Here is an 18,503-nt window from a genome sequence, read left to right on the forward strand (position 1 = left end):
TACCTGAATGATTTTCGGTTACTTCATTTCCGACGAGACCGCGACCAGCGCGGTCACGGCCTGCACCCACCGGTCCGCGAGGACGCGGGTGGATTCCGCGGTGAGAACACCGTCCGCTGCCGCGAATTCGCAGTCCAGCACCGGGCCGTCCTCGGTGTCCTCGGTGATCGCGTCCACGTGCAGCACGTGATCGAGAGGGGTGGCGGGGTCCACCGAGCCGCCGAGCGCCACACCTTCGGGTGCCCCCGACCACGCCGAACCGGCGGACTCACCGAGCGTCATGCGGCCCAGATAGTTGAAGACGACCGCCGGTGCCCGGTATCCGTCGAAGCGAGAAGCGAACTCCGGGTTGAGACGTCGGAGCAGACCGAAGCCGATTCCGTTGTCCGGCACCGACCGCAGCGACCGGCCGACCTGGTCGAGTGCGTCGGCGGCCGCGGATCCACCGGCGAGTGCGTCGGCGACGTCGATCCCGCCCAGGTCGAGTGCGACCGGGAACATCGACGTGAACCAGCCGATGGTGCGGGAGATGTCGGCGCCCGGCACCACCTGCTCCTCGCGTCCGTGCCCCTCCAGGTCGACGCGGACGACGTCGCCGCCGCGCTCGGACGCCACCGCCAGGGCCAGCGCCGTCAGCAGGACGTCGTTGACGGCTCCCGCCGCGAGGACCCGTTCGGTGACGTCCGTCGGCACGCGCACGGAGATCGAGCAGGTGGACGACACCGTGTCGAGTGCGGGATCGAGCGGTCGCACGCCGAGTTGCGGCTCGTCCGTGTCGACCGCACTCTGCCAGTGCGACCACCCCGCGGTGATCTTCCCGGTGGTCGCGGCTTCCGCGAGCCCGGCGGCCCAGGCCCGGAACGATGTTCCGGCCGGGTCCAGCGACACCTGTTCCCCGGCGGTGACCTGCGAGACGGCCAGAGCGAGATCCGGCACCAGGATCCGCCACGACACCCCGTCGACCACCAGGTGGTGCACGGCCACGAAGACTCGTCCTCGCGTGCCGGGTCCGAAGTCGAAGAACACCACCTGCAGCATCACACCGGCCGCCGGGTCCAGCGCCGCGTAGGCCCGCTCGCGTTCGGCCGAGAAGAGTGCCTGCCACCCGTCCGCGGGCAATGCCGACGCATCGACCCGCCGAACGAGCGGTGCGACCGCACCGACCGTCTCCGGCACCACCCAGTCCGGTGCGCCGTCGGCGACCACGAACCGCGACCGCAGCAGGTGATGCGTCCGGAGCAGCCCCTCGACGGCCTGTTCGAGCACCGGCACGTCCAGGCCGAGCGGTGCCACCAGCAGCCGGGCCTGGGAGAAGCGGCTGATGTCGCCACCCCATTCGAGCGGTTCCCAGACGATCGGGGTGAGCGGGACGTCGCCGACGGCGTCCGCCTCCGCGGATCCGACCGTCGTTGACGGCACCTCCGCGATGCCGTCGAGCGCGGCGAGTCCCGCGGCCGTGCGGAGTTCGAAGACCTGCCGGGCACTGACCTGCAGGCCGGCGGTCCGCAGCCGGGACACCAGCTGGATCGACACGATGGAATCACCACCGAGAGCAAAGAAATCGTCCTCGACGCCCACCCGGTCGAGCCCGAGCACGTCCGCGAACACCGCGCACAGCGTCGCCTCCGTCTCGTTCCGCGGCTCACCCGAACCGACGAGGCTGCCGAAGTCCGTTTCCGGCAGCGCCTTCCGGTCCACCTTGCCGTTGGCGGTGACGGGGAACGCCCCGACCACCACGATCGCCGCGGGCACCATGTAGTCGGGCAGACGCTCCGCGACCACGGACCGCACCACGGACGGGTCGAGCGCGCCGTCGACGGTCACGTAGCCGACGAGACGACGCACCCCCCGATCATCGGTGTGCGCGACCGCGACGGCGTCGCGGACACCTTCGACTGCGGCGAGCGCCGATTCGACCTCACCGAGTTCGACGCGGAACCCGCGGATCTTCACCTGATCGTCTGCGCGCCCGACGTATTCGAGACCGGAGCCGGTCGGCGCCCAGCGCACCACGTCACCCGTGCGGTACATGCGCTCTCCCGTAGCGCCGAACGGGTCGGGCACGAACCGGCCCGACGTCAGATCCGGCCTGCCGAGGTAGCCGCGGGCCACACCGTCGCCGGCGAGGTAGAGCTCGCCGGCGACGCCGGCGGGCACCGGTCGCAGCAGGCGGTCCAGAACATAGGCCGTGCCACCGTGCACGGGCCGCCCGAGCAGCGGCTCCTCGGCGTCGGCGGCCTTCGCGATCAGCGCGTCGACGGTGCACTCGGTGGGTCCGTACAGGTTGAACGCCCGGCCTTCCGCGACATCGCGCAGTGTCCTCCAGAGTGCCGGGTTGACCGCCTCACCGCCGAATCCGACGGTGGCCGGCACGTGTTCGTGCTCGTAGAGTCCGGCGGCCACCATCCGGTCGAGGAACGACGGTGTGACCTCGAGGAAGTCGAGGCGCTGCTCGGTCACCTCGCGGACCATCAGGTCCGGGTCACGCATGGTCTCCTCGTCGAACACGTGCACGGTGTGACCGTCGAGGAGCCACAGCGTCGGCTGCCAGGAGGCGTCGAAGCTGAACGACCACGCGTGACCGACACCGATGGTGTCGCGACCGGTTGCGGCCACCGTCGGCAAGTACAGGGATTGCCGGTGGCTGTAGAAGAGGTTGAGCAGGTTGGCATGAGTGATCGACACGCCCTTCGGCACACCGGTGGACCCGGACGTGTAGATCACGTACACGGTGTTGGCGCCGCGCAGCGGTGCGCGCCGATCGGTATCCGTGACAGGAGTGCCCGGCAGCACGGCGAGGCGCCCCTGCACGGACGGGTCGTCGAGCACCACCAGGCTCGCCCCGGAGCCCGACAGGATCGCGCCGAGTACCCCGGAAACGGCCGCGGTGCTCAGGACCACGGTGGGCTGCGAGTCCGACACCATGTGCGCGAGGCGGTCCGCCGGGTATGCGGGATCCATCGGCACGTATGCGCCGCCCGCGGACATGACGGCGAAGATGGCCACGACCATGTCGCTCGTCCGCGGCAGTGCCAGCCCCACCTTCGACTCCGGACCCACGCCGGCGTCGATCAGCAGTCGTGCGAGTCGCGCTGCCCGCGTGCCGAGGTCCGCGAACGTCAGCGTGTCGTTGCCGCAGACCACCGCGGTCGTGTCCGGTGTGCGGTCGACCTGCGCGGCGAACAGTTCCGCGACCGTCGGGACACCGGACGGGACAGCGGGTTCCGTGGTCGCCCACTCGCCGAGCACCTGCGCGCGCTCGTCCTGCGACAGCACGTCGATGCGCGCTGTCGGCAGTGTCCGGTTCGCGACGAGCTGTTGGAGAATGCGGACCAGCCGTTCACCCAGCCGGGTTGCCTCGGCGTTCGTGAACAGGGCGGGCTGGTACTCCAGCATCAGATCGAGTTCGCCTTCGAGCCCGGCGACGAGAACGAGCGGGAAGTTGGTGGCGTCCTGCCCTTCCGAGTGGAACACCCGGATCCCGCCGGATCGCTGCGCCGCCTCCAGCGCCTCGGTGTCCACCGGGTAGCTCTCGAACACGATGAGACTGTCGAACATCTCGCCGATGCCGACACCGCGCTGGATGTCGGACAGGCCTACGTACTGGTGGTCCATCACGCGGTTCTGCTCGCCCTGCACCCGCCGCAGGAACTCGTCGACCGTCTCCTGCGGGCGGACGCCGACTCGCACCGGCACCGTGTTGATGAACAACCCGACCATCGACTCGATCCCGGGCACGTCCGGCACCCGACCCGAGACGATGGCGCCGAACACCACATCGGGGCGGTTCAGCACCGAACCGAGCAGCAGACCCCACGCAGCCTGCACCGCGGTGTTGACGGTGATGCCGAGGCTTCGGCTGAGTTCGAGCAGCTCACCCGACAGCCCCTCGGGCACGGAAACGGTGATCTCACCGGGGATCTGCGGGTCGAGGGATGATCCGGCCGCGGCCAGCAGTGTGGGTTCCTCGACCCCGGCGAGGGCTTCCGTCCACACCGCGAGGCCGCGCTCGGTGTCCTGGGCCTTCAGCCACGTCAGGTAGTCGGAGTAGGGGCGGACCGGCTGCAGTACCGACGGGTCGGCCGCCGCACCGTAGAGCTGGATCAACTCCTGGATCAGCAGGGGCGTCGACCACCCGTCGAGCAGTAGATGGTGGGCGGTGAAGACCAGCCGGTACCGGCTCTCCCCCAACCGGACGAGCGTGAAGCGCAAGAGCGGCGCCGTGCCCGGATCGAAACGCCGGTTCCGGTCCTCGTCGAGCAGGGCGGACCACTCGGCGGCGGCGTCGTCCGCAGGCAGCCGGTGCAGGTCCGTCTCCTGCCAGGGCAGGATCGCCTCGCGCAGGACGACACCGATCGGTTCACCGGCTTCGCTGATCTGGAATCCGGTGCGCAGATTGGCGTGCCGTTCCACGAGCGCCTCCGCCGACCGGCGTAGCACCGCGGTGTCGAGCGCGCCGTCGATGTCCAGGACGGTGCGCATCGTGTAGACGTCCACACCGGTGGTGTCGAGTCCGGACAGGAAGAACATGCCCTGCTGCAGCGGGGTCAGCGGGACGACGTCCTCGAGTGTCGCGCCGGCGGTGTCCCGCGCCTCGTGTTCGAGGGCGACGAGTTCGGTGAGCGGCAGGGTGTCGTGGGTGAGGTCGGACGGGGACAGCCCGCCCGCTTCCTGGTTCCCGGCATGCCGGGCGAGCGCGGTGAGCGCGTCGACCCAGACGTCGGCGATGCGGGTGGCGTCGCCGGCGTCCAGCACCCCGTCCGCGGCCGTGAACACACAGCTGAGGACGGGACCGTCCGCGGTGTCCTCGGTGATCGCATTGACGTCGAGTACGTGGTCGAGGGGGGTTCCCGGGTCGACGGTGCCGCCGAGCGCATCCGCCTCGGGGGCGCCGGACCAGGCGCCGTCGGTGTTCTCCCCCAGTGTCATTCGACCGAGGTAGTTGAACATCACGGACGGCGGCCGATAGCCGTCGAACCGGGGGGCGTAGTCCGCGTTGAGCCGGGACAGCAACCCGAATCCGATGCCGTTGTCCGGCACGGCCCGCAGGGATTCCTTCACCCGGCGGAGGGCGAGTCCCGCGGCCTGCCCGCCCGCGAGCACGTCGCTCAGGTCGAGGGACTGCAGGTCGAGCACCACCGGGTACAGCGAGGTGAACCAGCCGACGGTGCGGGAGATGTCCGCACCCGGCACGACCTGTTCCTCGCGGCCGTGCCCCTCGAGATCCACCCGCACGAGCGTTCCTCCGCGCACGGACGCCACCGCCACGGCCAGTGCGGTGAGCAGAACGTCGTTGACCCCGGCGCGGAACGCGGCCGGGACGGTGGTGAGCACCTGCGCGGTCACGTCCGCGGGGACGTGCACCTCGACCGACCGGGCGGACGCGACGGTGTCGCGGTCGCGGTCGAGCGGCCGGTGCCCGAGCGCGGGTTCGCCGGCGTTCACCGCGGCCTCCCATACCGGCCAGCCGGCCGTCACCCGGTCCGATGCCGCCGCTTCGACGAGTCCCGTTGCCCAGCCGCGGAACGGCGTCCCGGCGGGTTCGAGCGCCACCGGACGGCCCGCCCCGATCTGCTCGACCGCCGACGCGAGGTCCGGCACCAGAATCCGCCACGACACCCCGTCGACCACCAGGTGATGGACGGCGGCGAAGACCCGGCCCGGCGTGCCGGGTCCGAAGTCGAAGAACACCACCTGCAGCATCACACCGGCCGCCGGGTCCAGGGCCGCGTAGGCCCGCTCCCGCTCGGCCTCGAACACCGCCTGCCACGCATCGGGGTCGGCATCCGGCACCATGACGCGGCGTACCGGATTCAGCCCCTCATCGACCGAATCCGGTACCGTCCACCGCGGTTTCCCGTCCGATACGGCGAACCGCGACCGCAGCAGCGGGTGCGTCGCGAGAAGCGCCCGCAAGGCACCGGCCAGGACGGGCTCGGTCAGCCCGACCGGCGCGAGCAGCATGCGGGCCTGCGCGAAGCGGTCCAGATCGCCGCCCTGATGCAGGGCCTCCCACACGATCGGTGTCACCGGCACGTCGCCCTCGGCGGGTACCTCGACCGTGTCCGGGTTCTCAGCGCCCGACTCGGTGTCCACCGCCGCGGCGAGCCGCTCGGCCGTCCGCAGCTCGAAGACCTGCCGCGCCGTCACCCGGATGTCGTCGCGGCGCGCCCGCGACACGAGTTGGATGGACACGATGGAATCGCCACCGAGAGCGAAGAAGTCGTCCTCGACCCCCACCCGATCGAGTCCGAGCACCTCCGCGAACACCGCGCACAGGGCGGCCTCGGTGTCGGTACGGGGTTCTCCCGAACCGGCCAGCGCACCGAAGTCCGGCTCCGGCAGAGCCTTCCGGTCCACCTTGCCGTTCGCGGTCACGGGAAGCGAATCCAGGACCATCACGACGGCGGGAATCATGTAGTCCGGGAGCCGTTCACCGGCCGCGGACCGCACATCCGACGGCGACGGCGTCCCGTCGACGGTGACGTAGCCGACGAGGCGGCGCATCTCCCGATCGTCGGTGTGCGCGACCACCACGGCGTCCCGCACCCCGGCGACGGCCGCGAGTGCCGACTCCACCTCACCGAGTTCCACCCGGAAACCACGGATCTTCACCTGATCGTCGCCGCGGCCCACGTACTCGAGCACCCCGCATCCGGTCCACCGCACCACGTCGCCCGTGCGGTACATGCGCTGTCCCGGGGCGCTGAACGGGTCGGGAACGAACCGTCCCGACGTCAGGTCGGGCCTGCCGAGATACCCGCGGGCCACGCCGGCCCCCGCCACGTACAGCTCACCGGCGACTCCGGGAGGGACGGGGCGCAGCCACCCGTCGAGCACGTATGCCGACGTCCCCGGCGTCGGGCCGCCGATGGCCACGGTCGCACCGGAGATCCGGGCGAACGCCGCGTCGACGGTGCATTCGGTGGGCCCGTAGAAGTTGTAGGCCTCGACACCGCCGGTGCCCGCCAGCCTCTCCCACAGCGCGGGGGTGACCGACTCGCCGCCGACCGTGACCTTCGCGGGCCGGTGGGCAGCCGACGGATCGAGGAGTCCTTCGTCGAGAAGCTGATTCATCAGAACGGGCACGCTGTCGACGTAGTCGATGCGGTGCGTCCGCACGTAATCGACGACGAACGCGGTGTCCGATCGCCGCTCCTCCGGGAGGATGTGAAGGGCGTGTCCCTCGAACAGCCACGTCAGCGCAGCCACGGACGAGTCGAACGCGAACGGGTAGGTCAGCAGCACCCGCCACGGGTCGTCGGACGGGGTGCGGTCGCTGGCCGGCTGCATCGTCGTCGCACGCTGCGCGCCGTGCAGATCGAGCAGATTCGCATGGCTGACGGTGACGCCCTTGGGTAGTCCCGTCGAACCCGACGTGTAGATGACGTAGGCCGCGTTGTCGGTGTGCAGCCGGGTGCGACGTTCGGCGTCGGTCACGGGGCCGGCAGGCAGCGCGGCGAGTTCCGCGGCGATCTCCGGGGCGTCGAGTTTCACGACGCGAACGCCGTCCAGAACCGCAGCGAGCCGCTGCGACACGGCCTCCGTGGTCACCACGACGGTCGGGGCCGAGTCGGACACCATGTGTGCGAGCCGGTCCACCGGGTACGACGGGTCGAGCGGCACGTACGCGCCGCCGGCGGTGAGGGCCGCGGCGATCGCGACGACCGTCTCGGCGGACCGCGGCAGCGCCAGGCCCACTCTCGACTCGGGTCCGACACCCGCGGCGATCAGCAGACGCGCGAGGCGCGCGGATTCCGACGCCAGATCGGCGAAGGACAGGGAGGTGTCGCCGTGCACGACGGCCGTGTCGTGCGGGGTGCGCGACATCTGCTCGGACAGCAGGTCGGCGACGGTCGGGAAACCGGATTCGACAGCGGGTTTCGCCACCGCCCATTCACCGAGGACGAGGTCACGCTCGGTGATCGTCAGCGCCGCGATGGATGCGGCGCGTGCACTGCCACCGGCGGCGAGGGCCTCCAGAATGTGCAGCAGCCGTGCGCCGATCCGTTCGGCGTCGGCGTCGCTGAACAGCATCGGCCGGTAGTCCACGATCAGTTTCAGCGTCTCGGCGACACCCGCGGTGAGGACCAGCGGATAGTTGGTGCCGTCGTGGCCGTCGACACCGGCGATGGTCACGCCGCCGTCACGCTGGGCCCGCTCGAGGGCGTCGCGGTCGACGGGGTAGCTCTCGAAGATGGTCAGCGTGTCGAACAGCTCACCGAGTCCGGTGTCGCGCTGGATGTCCGAGAGTCCGACGTACTGGTGGTCGAGGGTGCGGGCCTGTCCCTGCTGCACTCGTTGCAGCAGGTCGCGCACCGTTTCGGCGGCGTCGAGGCGCACCCGCACGGGCACGGTGTTGATGAACAGCCCCACCATCGATTCGACTCCCGCCAACTCGGGCGGACGTCCGGAGACGGTGGCACCGAACACCACGTCGTCGCGGCCGAGCAGCCCGGACAGCAGCAGTGCCCAGCCCGTCTGCAGAACGGTGTTCAGGGTGACCCCGCTCGTGCGGGCGAGTTCGGCGAGCGAGTCGCCGAGCTCGGCCGGGACGTCGAGTTCGACGGCCCGGGAGTCGGTGGTGACGCGCGTCGAGCCCGGCGGGGTCAGCAGGCACGGTTCGACAAGGCCCGACAGGGTTTCCTGCCACAGTGCCCGGGCGCGGTCGTGGTCCTGTCGCCCGAGCCAGGCGAGGTAGTCGCTGTACTTGCGCACGGCGGGAAGGCCGTTCGTGGTGCCGCCCGCCGCGTAGATCTCGAGCAGTTCCCGGACCAGGATCGGGGTGGACCAGCCGTCGACCACGATGTGGTGCGCCGTGAAGACGAGCCGGACGGTGCCGGGGGCGAGTCGGACGAACAGCCAGCGGACCAGCGGCGGCTGGGCGAGATCGAACCAGGTGCGCAGGTCGTCGTCCAGCAGCTCGGCGATCCGCCGTTCCTGCTCGGCCGAGTCGTATCCCGTGAGGTCGACAGTCCGCCATGGCACCTCCACCGCCCGGACCACGAGCCCCGCGTGGCGCCCGTCCTTGCGGGGCCGGAAGCACGTGCGCATCACCGCGTGACGATCGAGGAGTGCCTGCGCGGAGACCCGCATCCGGTCGTCGTCCACCGGTCCGTCCAGCCGGATCACCGATTGCACGGTGTACACATCGGGTTCCGCACTCCCCATTCCGTCCCCGTCGTCGGGTGCGGCGACCGTGCTGAGAAACAGCAGGCCCTGCTGGAGCGGCGAGAGCGGAACGATGTCTTCGAGCGCAGAAGTGCGGGTCATCTCAGTTTTCCGGTTCGGGTGGACCGCCGCGAGCGGACGGGTGGGGAGGATCGGAGACGGTTCGGCCCCCGGGCCCGATGGACCCGGGGGCCGAACCCGACTGTGTTACTGCTTGTTGGCGGGCAGCTTCGACAGGCCCTCGTCGATGGAATCGAGTGCGAGGAGCGCGGTCTGGTAGGTGGCGGCCAGAGCGTGCTGGACCGGCACGAGGTTGCCTGCCTGCACGGCCGGCAGCGACTTCCACAGCGGGGAGTCCATCAGGGCCTGCAACTCGGGCGAGACCTTGCCATCGGGGCCGACGCCGTAGACGATGACGTTCACGTTGCCGAGGCTGGCCGCGATCTGCTCGGTCGACACGAACTCACCGTGGACATCCGCCGGATCGGCAGGCTGACCGGGGAATTGGAAACCGAGATCGTCGAACAGGTTGGTGGTGAAAGACGACGCGAACTCACGGTAGAACTCGCCCGGATCGCCGGCACACGAGTCGCAGACACCACCGAAGGTCAGGGTGCCCAGCGAATCCTTGTACTTGGCGGCGATCTGCGCGGCCCGGTCGTCGTACTGCTGCTTGAACTCGCCGTAATTGTCGGAGACTGCGGCGGCGTCGGCGAACTGCTCACCGAGCGTGCGCCACTCCCCCGGAGCCTTCGGCCCGAGGAAGACGACCGGAGCCAGCGACTGCAGCTTGCCCATGTCGACCATCGACTGTGCACGGGCGGGGACGCCCATGATGATCAGATCGGGGTCCGCGGCGGAGACACCCTCGTAGTCGAGGGTCGAAATGTCCGCGTCCTGGGCAACCTTGGGCAACGCGTCGTAGGCCGCCTTCGTCTCGGCGTCCATGTTGTCGATCTCGCGCGTCCACTCACACACCGCGGACAGGTTCGCCTTCGCCTGGATCAAGGGAAGTACCGCGTACCCGCAGGCGACGATGCTCTGCGGCTCGGACGGGATCTCGATTGCGCCGTTCTGCGCCTCGAACGTCCGCGTCTGCGAGCTTGCCGCGGACGTAGCACCGGAGTCGCTGCCGGCGCTGTCGTCCGAGCTGCTACAGCCCACGACTCCGACGGCCAAGATTGCCGTCGCACCGAAAACCACCGCCTGGCGCAACCGCGACAGTTCCTTTAACTGCATGACCCACTCCGCATCTCGAATTGCCGGACAGTTGCCCGGGCTCGGTTGGTTAGGCTATCCGAACCAGCCATCCTCGCCAATACCTACGATTTACCAACTCTTGGTCACTGGAATTCGAGCTCGAATTCGTCGATCTCCGACTGGTCCAGTTCGCCCAGAGTGAGATCCGACGGCGTGTACCCGCCCGCGGTCTCCAGACCTGCGTGCCCGGCGAGTGCCGTCAGCGCCGCGACCCAGCCGTGGGCCAGCTCGGTGACGACCGCCTCCGACAGCACGGACGGGCTGTACCCCCAGGTGGCACGCAGCACCGGGCCTTCCTCCGACTCCTCCGTCAGCGCACCGATCTCCAGGGCATGGCTGACGGGCATGGCCACGTCGGTGGCCCCACCGAGCGCGGCCCCTTCCGGTGCCGTCGACCAGTCCCCGCCGTCGGTCTCACCGAGCGTGAATCGACCCAGGTAGTTGAACCCGATCTCGGGCGCCACCGAACCTCCGGCCACCACCGGCCCGTCGGCGCGCAGATACTTCAGCATGCCGAATCCGATTCCACTGTCCGGTATCTCGCGCAGCTGTTCCTTGATCCGTTTGAGGGCGTCACCGGCCGCGGCGCCGCCGGCGTACGCATCGTCGAGGTCGATCCCCTGCGCGTCCAGGAGCACCGGGTACAGGGTGGTGAACCAGCCGACGGTGCGGGCGAGATCCGCACCGGGGACGGCCTGCTCCTCGCGTCCGTGGCCCTCGAGATCGACCGGGACGGCACCGCCGCCGTGCCGGGCAGCGGTCAACGCGAGCGCCGTGAGCAACACGTCGTCGACCTTCGCGTGGAAGCGTTCCGGCACCGTCGTCAGGAGCGCCTCGGTCACCGAGGAGGGCACCTCCACCCGGATCCGATCAGTCGCGTCGATGGTGTCGCGCCGCGGATCGAGTGGGCCGGACGCGAGCCGGACCCGGTGGGCGCCGCCGGCGGTCGCACGCTGCCACAACGGCAGTTCCCCGGCGCGGTCCGCGGCCTGCTCGGCGAGCCCTGTCGACCACAGCCGGAACGGCGTGCCCGCCCGGGCAATCGGTTCACCCGCGCAGGCCGCCGCGAGGTCCGGCACCAGGATGCGCCACGACACCCCGTCCACCACCAGGTGGTGCACCACCATCAGGACCCGGCCGTCGGCGCCGCTGCCCGCGTCGAAGAACACCACGCGCACCATGGCCCCGGATTCGGGATCGACAGCAGCGTATGCACTTTCGGTGACATGCGCGACGACACGCTCCCGCTCGGCGGATCCGAGGCCCCCGATGTCCACGTGCGAGACGACGTCGGCTGCCCGGACGGCACCGACCGGGGGCACGTCGAATTCCGTGCCGTCGAATCGGGCCCGCAACATGTCGTGGACGTCGAGCACGCGCTGCACCGCGCGTTCCAGGGCCTCCGCTGTCAGGCCCACCGGCGCGGTCAGCAGCCGGGACTGCGCGAACCGGGTGTACCGTCCGCCCCGCTCGAGCAGGTCGTGCACGATCGGGGTGGCCGGAATCCGTCCCGCCGCAGACGCTTCCAGCTCGGCCTCGTCCACCTCGCCGGCGTCGATCTCCAGCACCCGCACGAGGCCGGCGACGGTCTTGTGCTCGAACACGTCCCGCGCGGTGAACCGCAATCCGGCAGCCCGTGCCTTCGACACCAGCTGGATGGAGACGATGCTGTCGCCGCCGAGCACGAAGAAGTCGTCGTCGGGGCCGACCGTGTCGAGCCGCAGGATCTCCGCGACGACCGCGCACAGCCGGCGCTCGAGATCCGTGGCGGCTTCCCGCGACGTGCCGAGCGCCGAGAAGTCCGGCGCCGGGAGCGCCTTCCGGTCCACCTTGCCGTTCGGGGTCACCGGCAGCGCGTCGAGCAGGACGGTCGCGGCGGGCACCATGTAGTCGGGCAGCGCGGCCGCGACGTGCGCGCGCAACGCGTCCGTGTCGAGGCCCGTCCCCACCGCATACGCCACGAGGCGTTTCCGTCCGGGATCGTCCTCACGGGCCACGACCACCGCGGCATCCACCCCCGCACACCGGGCGAGGACCTGCTCGATCTCACCGAGTTCGACGCGGAATCCGCGAATCTTCACCTGGTCGTCGGCGCGGCCCACGTACTCGAGGGTTCGGTCCGCCGACCACCGCACCAGATCGCCCGTCCGGTACAGGCGTTCACCCGGCGCACCGTACGGGTCGGCCACGTAGCGCGACGCGCTCAGCCCGGGACGCCGGAGATAGCCGCGGGTCACGCCCGGACCCCCGACGTACAGTTCGCCCGCCACTCCGGGCGGCACCGCACGCATTCGCCGATCCAGGACATATCCGCGCGCACCGGCGACGGGTGTGCCGATGGTCGGCCGGGCGCCCGGCAGGATGTCCGCGACCGCGGCGTCGACCGTTGCCTCGGTGGGGCCGTACATGTTTCGCGAGCGGATCCCGTCCGCCGCTGCGTCGCCGAGCGCCGTCCACAGATCCGCGGGGACGGCTTCGCCGCCGACGGCGAGAACGCTGGGACGGTGATGGGCCGCGTCGATCAGCCCGTCCGCGAGGAGTTCGCTCATGAGAAGCGGCACACAGTCCACCGCGTCGATACGGTGACGCCGAACGTAGTCGACGATGCCCGCCGAGTCCGCGAGCAGTTCCGACTCCAACAGGTGGAGAGTGTGACCACCGAGCATCGACAGCAGCGGATCGACCGACGAGTCGAAGGCCAGCGAATAGGTGAGCAGCACGCGCAGTCGCTCGACCGACGCGTCCCCGACGGTGCGTTCGCGCTGCGTGGCGAGCAGCGCCGCGACACCGCGGTGCGGGACGACGACGCCCTTCGGCTGCCCGGTCGAACCCGACGTGTAGATCAGGTATGCGGCGTTGTCCGGCGTGGTGTCACCACCGCGTTCGTGCGGCGCGATCGGTGCGTCGGTTACCTCGGCCGCCGCCGACCACGCATCGAACGTCGACTGGTCGAGCACGAGTGCGGGTTTCGCGTCGCCTCGCATGTACGCGAGCCGCTCGGCCGGGTAGTCGGGATCGAGTGGCAGATAGGCGCCGCCCGCCTTCCAGACGGCAAGGAGCGAGACGATCACCGGGATCCCGCGGGGAAGCATCAACGCGACCACGGACTCCGGTCCGACGCCGCGGCCGACCAGGTGTCGTGCGATCCGGTTGGCGTGCGCATCCAGCTCCGCAAACGTCAGTTCGCGGTCCCCGCCGACGAGGGCGGGAGCGTCCGGCGTGCGTTCCACCTGGCGGGCGAACAGCACGTCGAGGGTGACGGCGTCGTCCTCGATGTCCGCTGCCGCGGCCGGGCTCCCCCGGCGAAGCCACGACCGCTCCTGCTCGGACAGCAGTTCCACCGCGGATACCCGGACACCCGGATCCGCGGCGAGCGCCTCGAACACGCGGACGGTGCGCGCAGCGAGAGCGTCGGCGGTGGCGGCGTCGAACAGGTCGCGGGCGTAATCGACACGCACGCGCATCGATCCGTCCGGCTCGTCGATCACGTCGAAGGTCAGGTCGAACATCGCCGTGTCGTTCGAGACGAACGACACCTCCGGCGAGAACTCCTCGAACAGGCTGACCGGCGGCGGCGCCTGGTGCTGCACGAGCACCTGGAACAGCGGGTGCCGGGCGGCGCTGCGCTCCGGGTTGAGGGCCTCCACCAAACGGTCGAACGACACGTCCTGATGCGCGTAGGCCGCCAGGTCCGTCGCCCGGACGCGTCCGAGCAACTCGGCGAGCGTCGGGTCGCCCGACAGGTCGGTGCGCAGCACCACCATGTTGACGAAAAACCCGACCAGTTCGTCGAGTTCCGTGCTCGGCCTGCCTGCGGTCGGTGTCCCGATCGGGATGTCCTCGCCCGCACCGCTGCCCGACAGCGCCACCGCGACGGCGGTGTGCACGAGCATGAACATCGTCGCACCCGCATCACGGGCACGGCCTCGCAGCGCGGTGACGGTCTCCAGCGCGAGGGTGCGCTCCACGTGTGCGCCCGCGAACGTCGCGACCGCGGCGCGGCGACGGTCGACGGGCAGTGTCAGCTCCTCGGGCAGACCCGCCAGCCGCTCGGTCCAGTACCCGATCTGCCGGGCGCACAGACTGTCCGGGTCCGACGGGTCGCCGAGCAGGTTTCGCTGCCACACCGCGAAGTCGGCGTACTGGACCGGCAGCGGTTCCGGCCGGGCCGTCCGCCGTCCGGTGCGCGCCTCGTAGGCCGCACCCAGGTCGCGCAACAGGATCGGGGTGGACAGTTCGTCACTCGCGATGTGGTGCACGAGCAGCAGCAGCACCGATTCCTCCGCCGACACGCGGAACAGCCGCAGCCGAATCGGGATCTCCGTCTCGAGGTCGAAGCCGTGACGGGCGGCGGCCACGAGCCGTTCGTCGAGTTCGGCCGCAGTCACGTTCTCCACGACCAGCGGCGCGGGGATGTCGGCCAGCACGCGCTGGTGGCCCACTCCGTCGATGTCCGTCAGGACGGTGCGCAGCGTCTCGTGCCGGGCGAGGACGTCGGCGAGTGCACCGCGCAGGTCGGTCTCGTCGACGGCGCCGTGCAACCGCATCGTCACCGGGACGTTGTAGGTGGGACCGGGTCCTTCCAGCAGGAATTGGAACCACAGCCGCTGCTGCCCGAAGGACAGGGGCATCGTCTCGGTGCGTGCCACGGGCAGCAGCGGGGCGCGACCCGGGCCGTCCACGCCCCGGGCACACTGCGCGGCCATCGCCACGACGGTCGGGTTGTCGAACACGGTGCGGATACTCAGTTCCACACCGAGCCGGTCCCGGGCCCGCGCGATCACCTTCGCCGCGGACAGCGAGTGCCCACCGAGCAGGAAGAAGTCGTCGTCGATGCCGATCGACGGGATGCCCAGCACCTCCGCGACGATGTCGCACAGTCCGGCCTCGAGCTCCGTGGACGGCGGCCGGGACGTGACCAGCGATCCGAAGTCGGGGTCCGGCAGGGCTTTCCGGTCCAGTTTGCCGTTGGACGTGAGCGGCAGCGCATCGAGGACGGTGAACGCGGCGGGCACCATGTAGGCGGGCAGCCACTGGCCGACCTGCGCCCGCGCCGCCGCGACGTCGAATGCCGCGGCCTCCGAGTCCTCGTCGACCAGCAGGTACGCGACGAGTTGTGACACTCCGCTGCTGTCGGTGCGGGCCACCGCGACAGCGCGCGTCACCCCCGGCAGCCGGGTCAGCGCGGACTCGACCTCGCCGAGTTCCACCCGGAATCCGCGGATCTTCACCTGGTTGTCGCCGCGCCCGCGGTACACGATCTGCGCGGAGTCCCCCTCCGCATCGGGCACCCACCGGACGACGTCGCCGGTTCGGTACATGCGGGACTCCCCGCCCGGGAACGGATTTGCCACGAACCGTCCCGCCGTGAGTCCGGGAGCACCGAGGTAGCCGCGCACGACGCCCGGTCCGGTGACGTAGAGTTCGCCGTCCACACCCGGCGGTACCGGGGCGAGGCTGTGGTCCAGCACGTAGGCGCGGAGATTGGCGACAGGCCGCCCGATCACCGGTGTCGCGCTGTCGGCGACGGCGGCGACGAGAACGTCGACGGTGCCCTCGGTGGGGCCGTAGAAATTGAACGCCTCGCCGTGCCTGGTGCGCAGCTGCTCCCACAGCCGGTCGGTGACGGCGTCGCCGCCGAATCCCACGGTCGGCACGGTCCCTGCGGGGAACAGGTCTGCGTCGATCACCTGCTCGAGCTGCGACGGTGACAGTTCCACGAAGTCCCAGCCCTCGGCGAGCGCAAGGACCGCGAGCTGATCCGGATCACGTTGCGTCACTTCGTCGACGATGCGCAGGGAGTGCCCGCCCAGCATCCACAGATGCGGACCCCAGGAGGCGTCGAACGAGAACGACCACACGTGACCGACGCGCAGCCGGTTCTTTCCCGCCGCCGCGCAGGCCCGGGAGAAGACGTGGTGGCGGTGACTGTGGAACAGGTTCACCGCGCCGCGGTGCGGCACCTCCACCCCCTTCGGCCGCCCGGTCGAACCGGACGTGTGGATGATGTACGCGGTGTCGAGGTCGTGCACCCGGCGTCCACGTTCGACGTCGGACACCCGGTCGCCCGGAAGCGCGGTCAGCGTGGCGATCAGGGCGGCGTCGTCCAGCGCCACCGGCTCGGACAGCCCTGCCGCCGCGGCGATCTCGGCGATGCGCGCGGTGGCGTCGCCGCCGGTGAGGATGCACCCCGGCTCCGTCTCCCCGAGGACGTGACCGAGGCGCTCGACCGGATGGTCGGGGTCGAGGGGGATGCACGTCGCGCCCGCTTCGAGTGCCGCGAACAGGGCCACGATCGTGTCGACCGACCGCGGCAGCGCGACGGCCACCCGGCGATGCCGGCCCAGCCCGTGCGACAGCAGGTGCCGGGCCAGCCGGCCGACCCGCGCTTCCAGTTCGCCGTACGTGAGCGTGGTGCTCGCGTCGATGACGGCGGGTGCGTCCGGGTCACGGTCGACGACGGCGTGGAACAGGTCGACGAGCGTCAGGCCCGGCGGTACCGGTAGGTCGGAGGCATTCCAGTCGTGCAGCACCCGCTGCAGTTCCGCCTCGGAGAGGATCGGGAGGCGGGCCAGCGGGATCGCGGGTCCGGCACCGTCCGGGAGGTCGGCCACGGCCGCGAAGAGCCGTTGCAGGCGTTCGGCGTGCGTGTCGAGGTCGGCCTCGGTGAACGTGTCGGCATCGGCGTCGACCCAGACCTCGAGACCGCCGACGGCATCGAGTGGCCGCACCGTCACCATGAAGTCCTGCAGCGGCCCGCGCGCCACCGAGTGCACCCCACCGCGAATGTCGCCGAACAGCAGCCGATCTCCGAACGGTTTGACGTTGATCGACGGCCCGATCACACCGCGGGACCCCGCGGGGAGCCGCAGGTCACGCTGAATGTCCTCGCCGCGGTACCGGTAGTGGGACCGGCAGTCGGCCACTGCCGAGCGGACGTCCCCGATCAGATCGCCGAGGGTGTGCGCGGCCGTCGGCTGCAACCGCAGCGGAACGACATTCACCGCGGACATGGGCACGCCCATCGACGCGCTGCCGAGACGGTTCATCACCGGGAAGCCGATGGTGAGGTCGGAACGGCCGGTGGCGGCCCGCAGGTACGCGCCGACGGTCGCGGTGACCACGTCACCCCAGCTGGCCGACAGTGCTTTGCCGACCGCGCTGAGTCCGCGCTGCTGGTCGGCGGTGAGCGTCCATCGCGCCGCGCGGGACCGGCGGGCGATCCCCCCGGACACGTCGTCCGGGTCGGCGCTCTCCCCGCCGAGGAGGACGGCCTCGTCGACGTCGGCCAGGTAGCCGGACCAGAATTCGCGGTCGGTGAGGAACTCGGGGGTGTCGCGGTAGTCGAGTTCCTCCTGCACGACCGGCCCGACCGGGGTGAACTTCGACGCCGGCATGTCGGCACCGCGAATGTCGGCGGTGTAGCGCTCGGCGATCCGCCGGGTGAAGAGGCCGAAACCGTACGCATCGATCACCAGGTGGTGGACGCAGAGGTAGACGATCACCCAGTCGTCGGCGAGAACGAGCAGGGCGGCACGCACACACGGGTCGGCGAGCGGGTCGATGACTCCGGCGACGTCGTCGGCCATCCACTGCTGCGCGGCGGCCCACGGATCCTCGGAGTGGCTCAGATCGACGCGCCCGGGCTCGGCGAGCGGGCGGGCTCCCGGATACTGGAGCACCGTTCCGTCGGATTCCACTCCGAACCCGGCGGTGAGAACCTCCGCGTCGTCTGCGGCGCCGCGAACGGCACGAGCAGCAGCGGCCAGGTCGACGGATCCCCGCAGTTCGATGCACTCCGCCGTGTTGAACACGGGGTTGTCCGGGGTCAACTGCTGGGCGAACCATACGCCCGACTGGGCACGTGTCAAGGGCACTGCTGCGGTCGACATGAATTGACATCCTCTTCTTGGTGACGAATTCAACTGTCCGAATGGACATCACGGCCTGCGAAGCGAGCGCCGGGCGAGAGGGAACAATACCAAAGGTTAGCCTTACCGTATAAGGTCTGGGTCGCGGTGCCCCCACCGTGACGAGTGTCCGAGTTGTCCGTAATCGAGAGGTGATCACAC

At 70.4% G+C, this 18,503-nt stretch carries 3 protein-coding genes; all 3 read right to left on the reverse strand.

Annotated elements, in window-relative coordinates; translation table 11 throughout:
* Window positions 1-18: 18 nt before the first annotated feature.
* On the reverse strand, window positions 19-9,273 hold the full coding sequence (locus WKC72_RS36600; RefSeq protein WP_370181207.1) for an amino acid adenylation domain-containing protein: 9,255 nt from the start codon (window positions 9,271-9,273) through the stop codon (window positions 19-21).
* A gap of 105 nt (window positions 9,274-9,378) precedes the next feature.
* On the reverse strand, window positions 9,379-10,410 hold the full coding sequence (locus WKC72_RS36605; protein ID WP_037230634.1) for an ABC transporter substrate-binding protein: 1,032 nt from the start codon (window positions 10,408-10,410) through the stop codon (window positions 9,379-9,381).
* A gap of 104 nt (window positions 10,411-10,514) precedes the next feature.
* Window positions 10,515-18,323, reverse strand: coding sequence for an amino acid adenylation domain-containing protein (locus WKC72_RS36610; RefSeq protein ID WP_370181208.1), 7,809 nt, complete (start codon window positions 18,321-18,323; stop codon window positions 10,515-10,517).
* Window positions 18,324-18,503: the final 180 nt, after the last annotated feature.

This window comes from Rhodococcus wratislaviensis, from assembly GCF_041228765.1.
In the GTDB taxonomy this organism is placed as follows: Bacteria; Actinomycetota; Actinomycetes; order Mycobacteriales; family Mycobacteriaceae; genus Rhodococcus_F; species Rhodococcus_F wratislaviensis.

Excerpts from the sequence above, each read along its gene's own strand:
- WKC72_RS36600 (WP_370181207.1), bottom strand. The coding sequence starts at position 9,273 with ATGACCCGCACTTCTGCGCTCGAAGACATCGTTCCGCTCTCGCCGCTC.
- WKC72_RS36605 (WP_037230634.1), bottom strand. The coding sequence starts at position 10,410 with ATGCAGTTAAAGGAACTGTCGCGGTTGCGCCAGGCGGTGGTTTTCGGT.
- WKC72_RS36610 (WP_370181208.1), bottom strand. The coding sequence starts at position 18,323 with ATGTCGACCGCAGCAGTGCCCTTGACACGTGCCCAGTCGGGCGTATGG.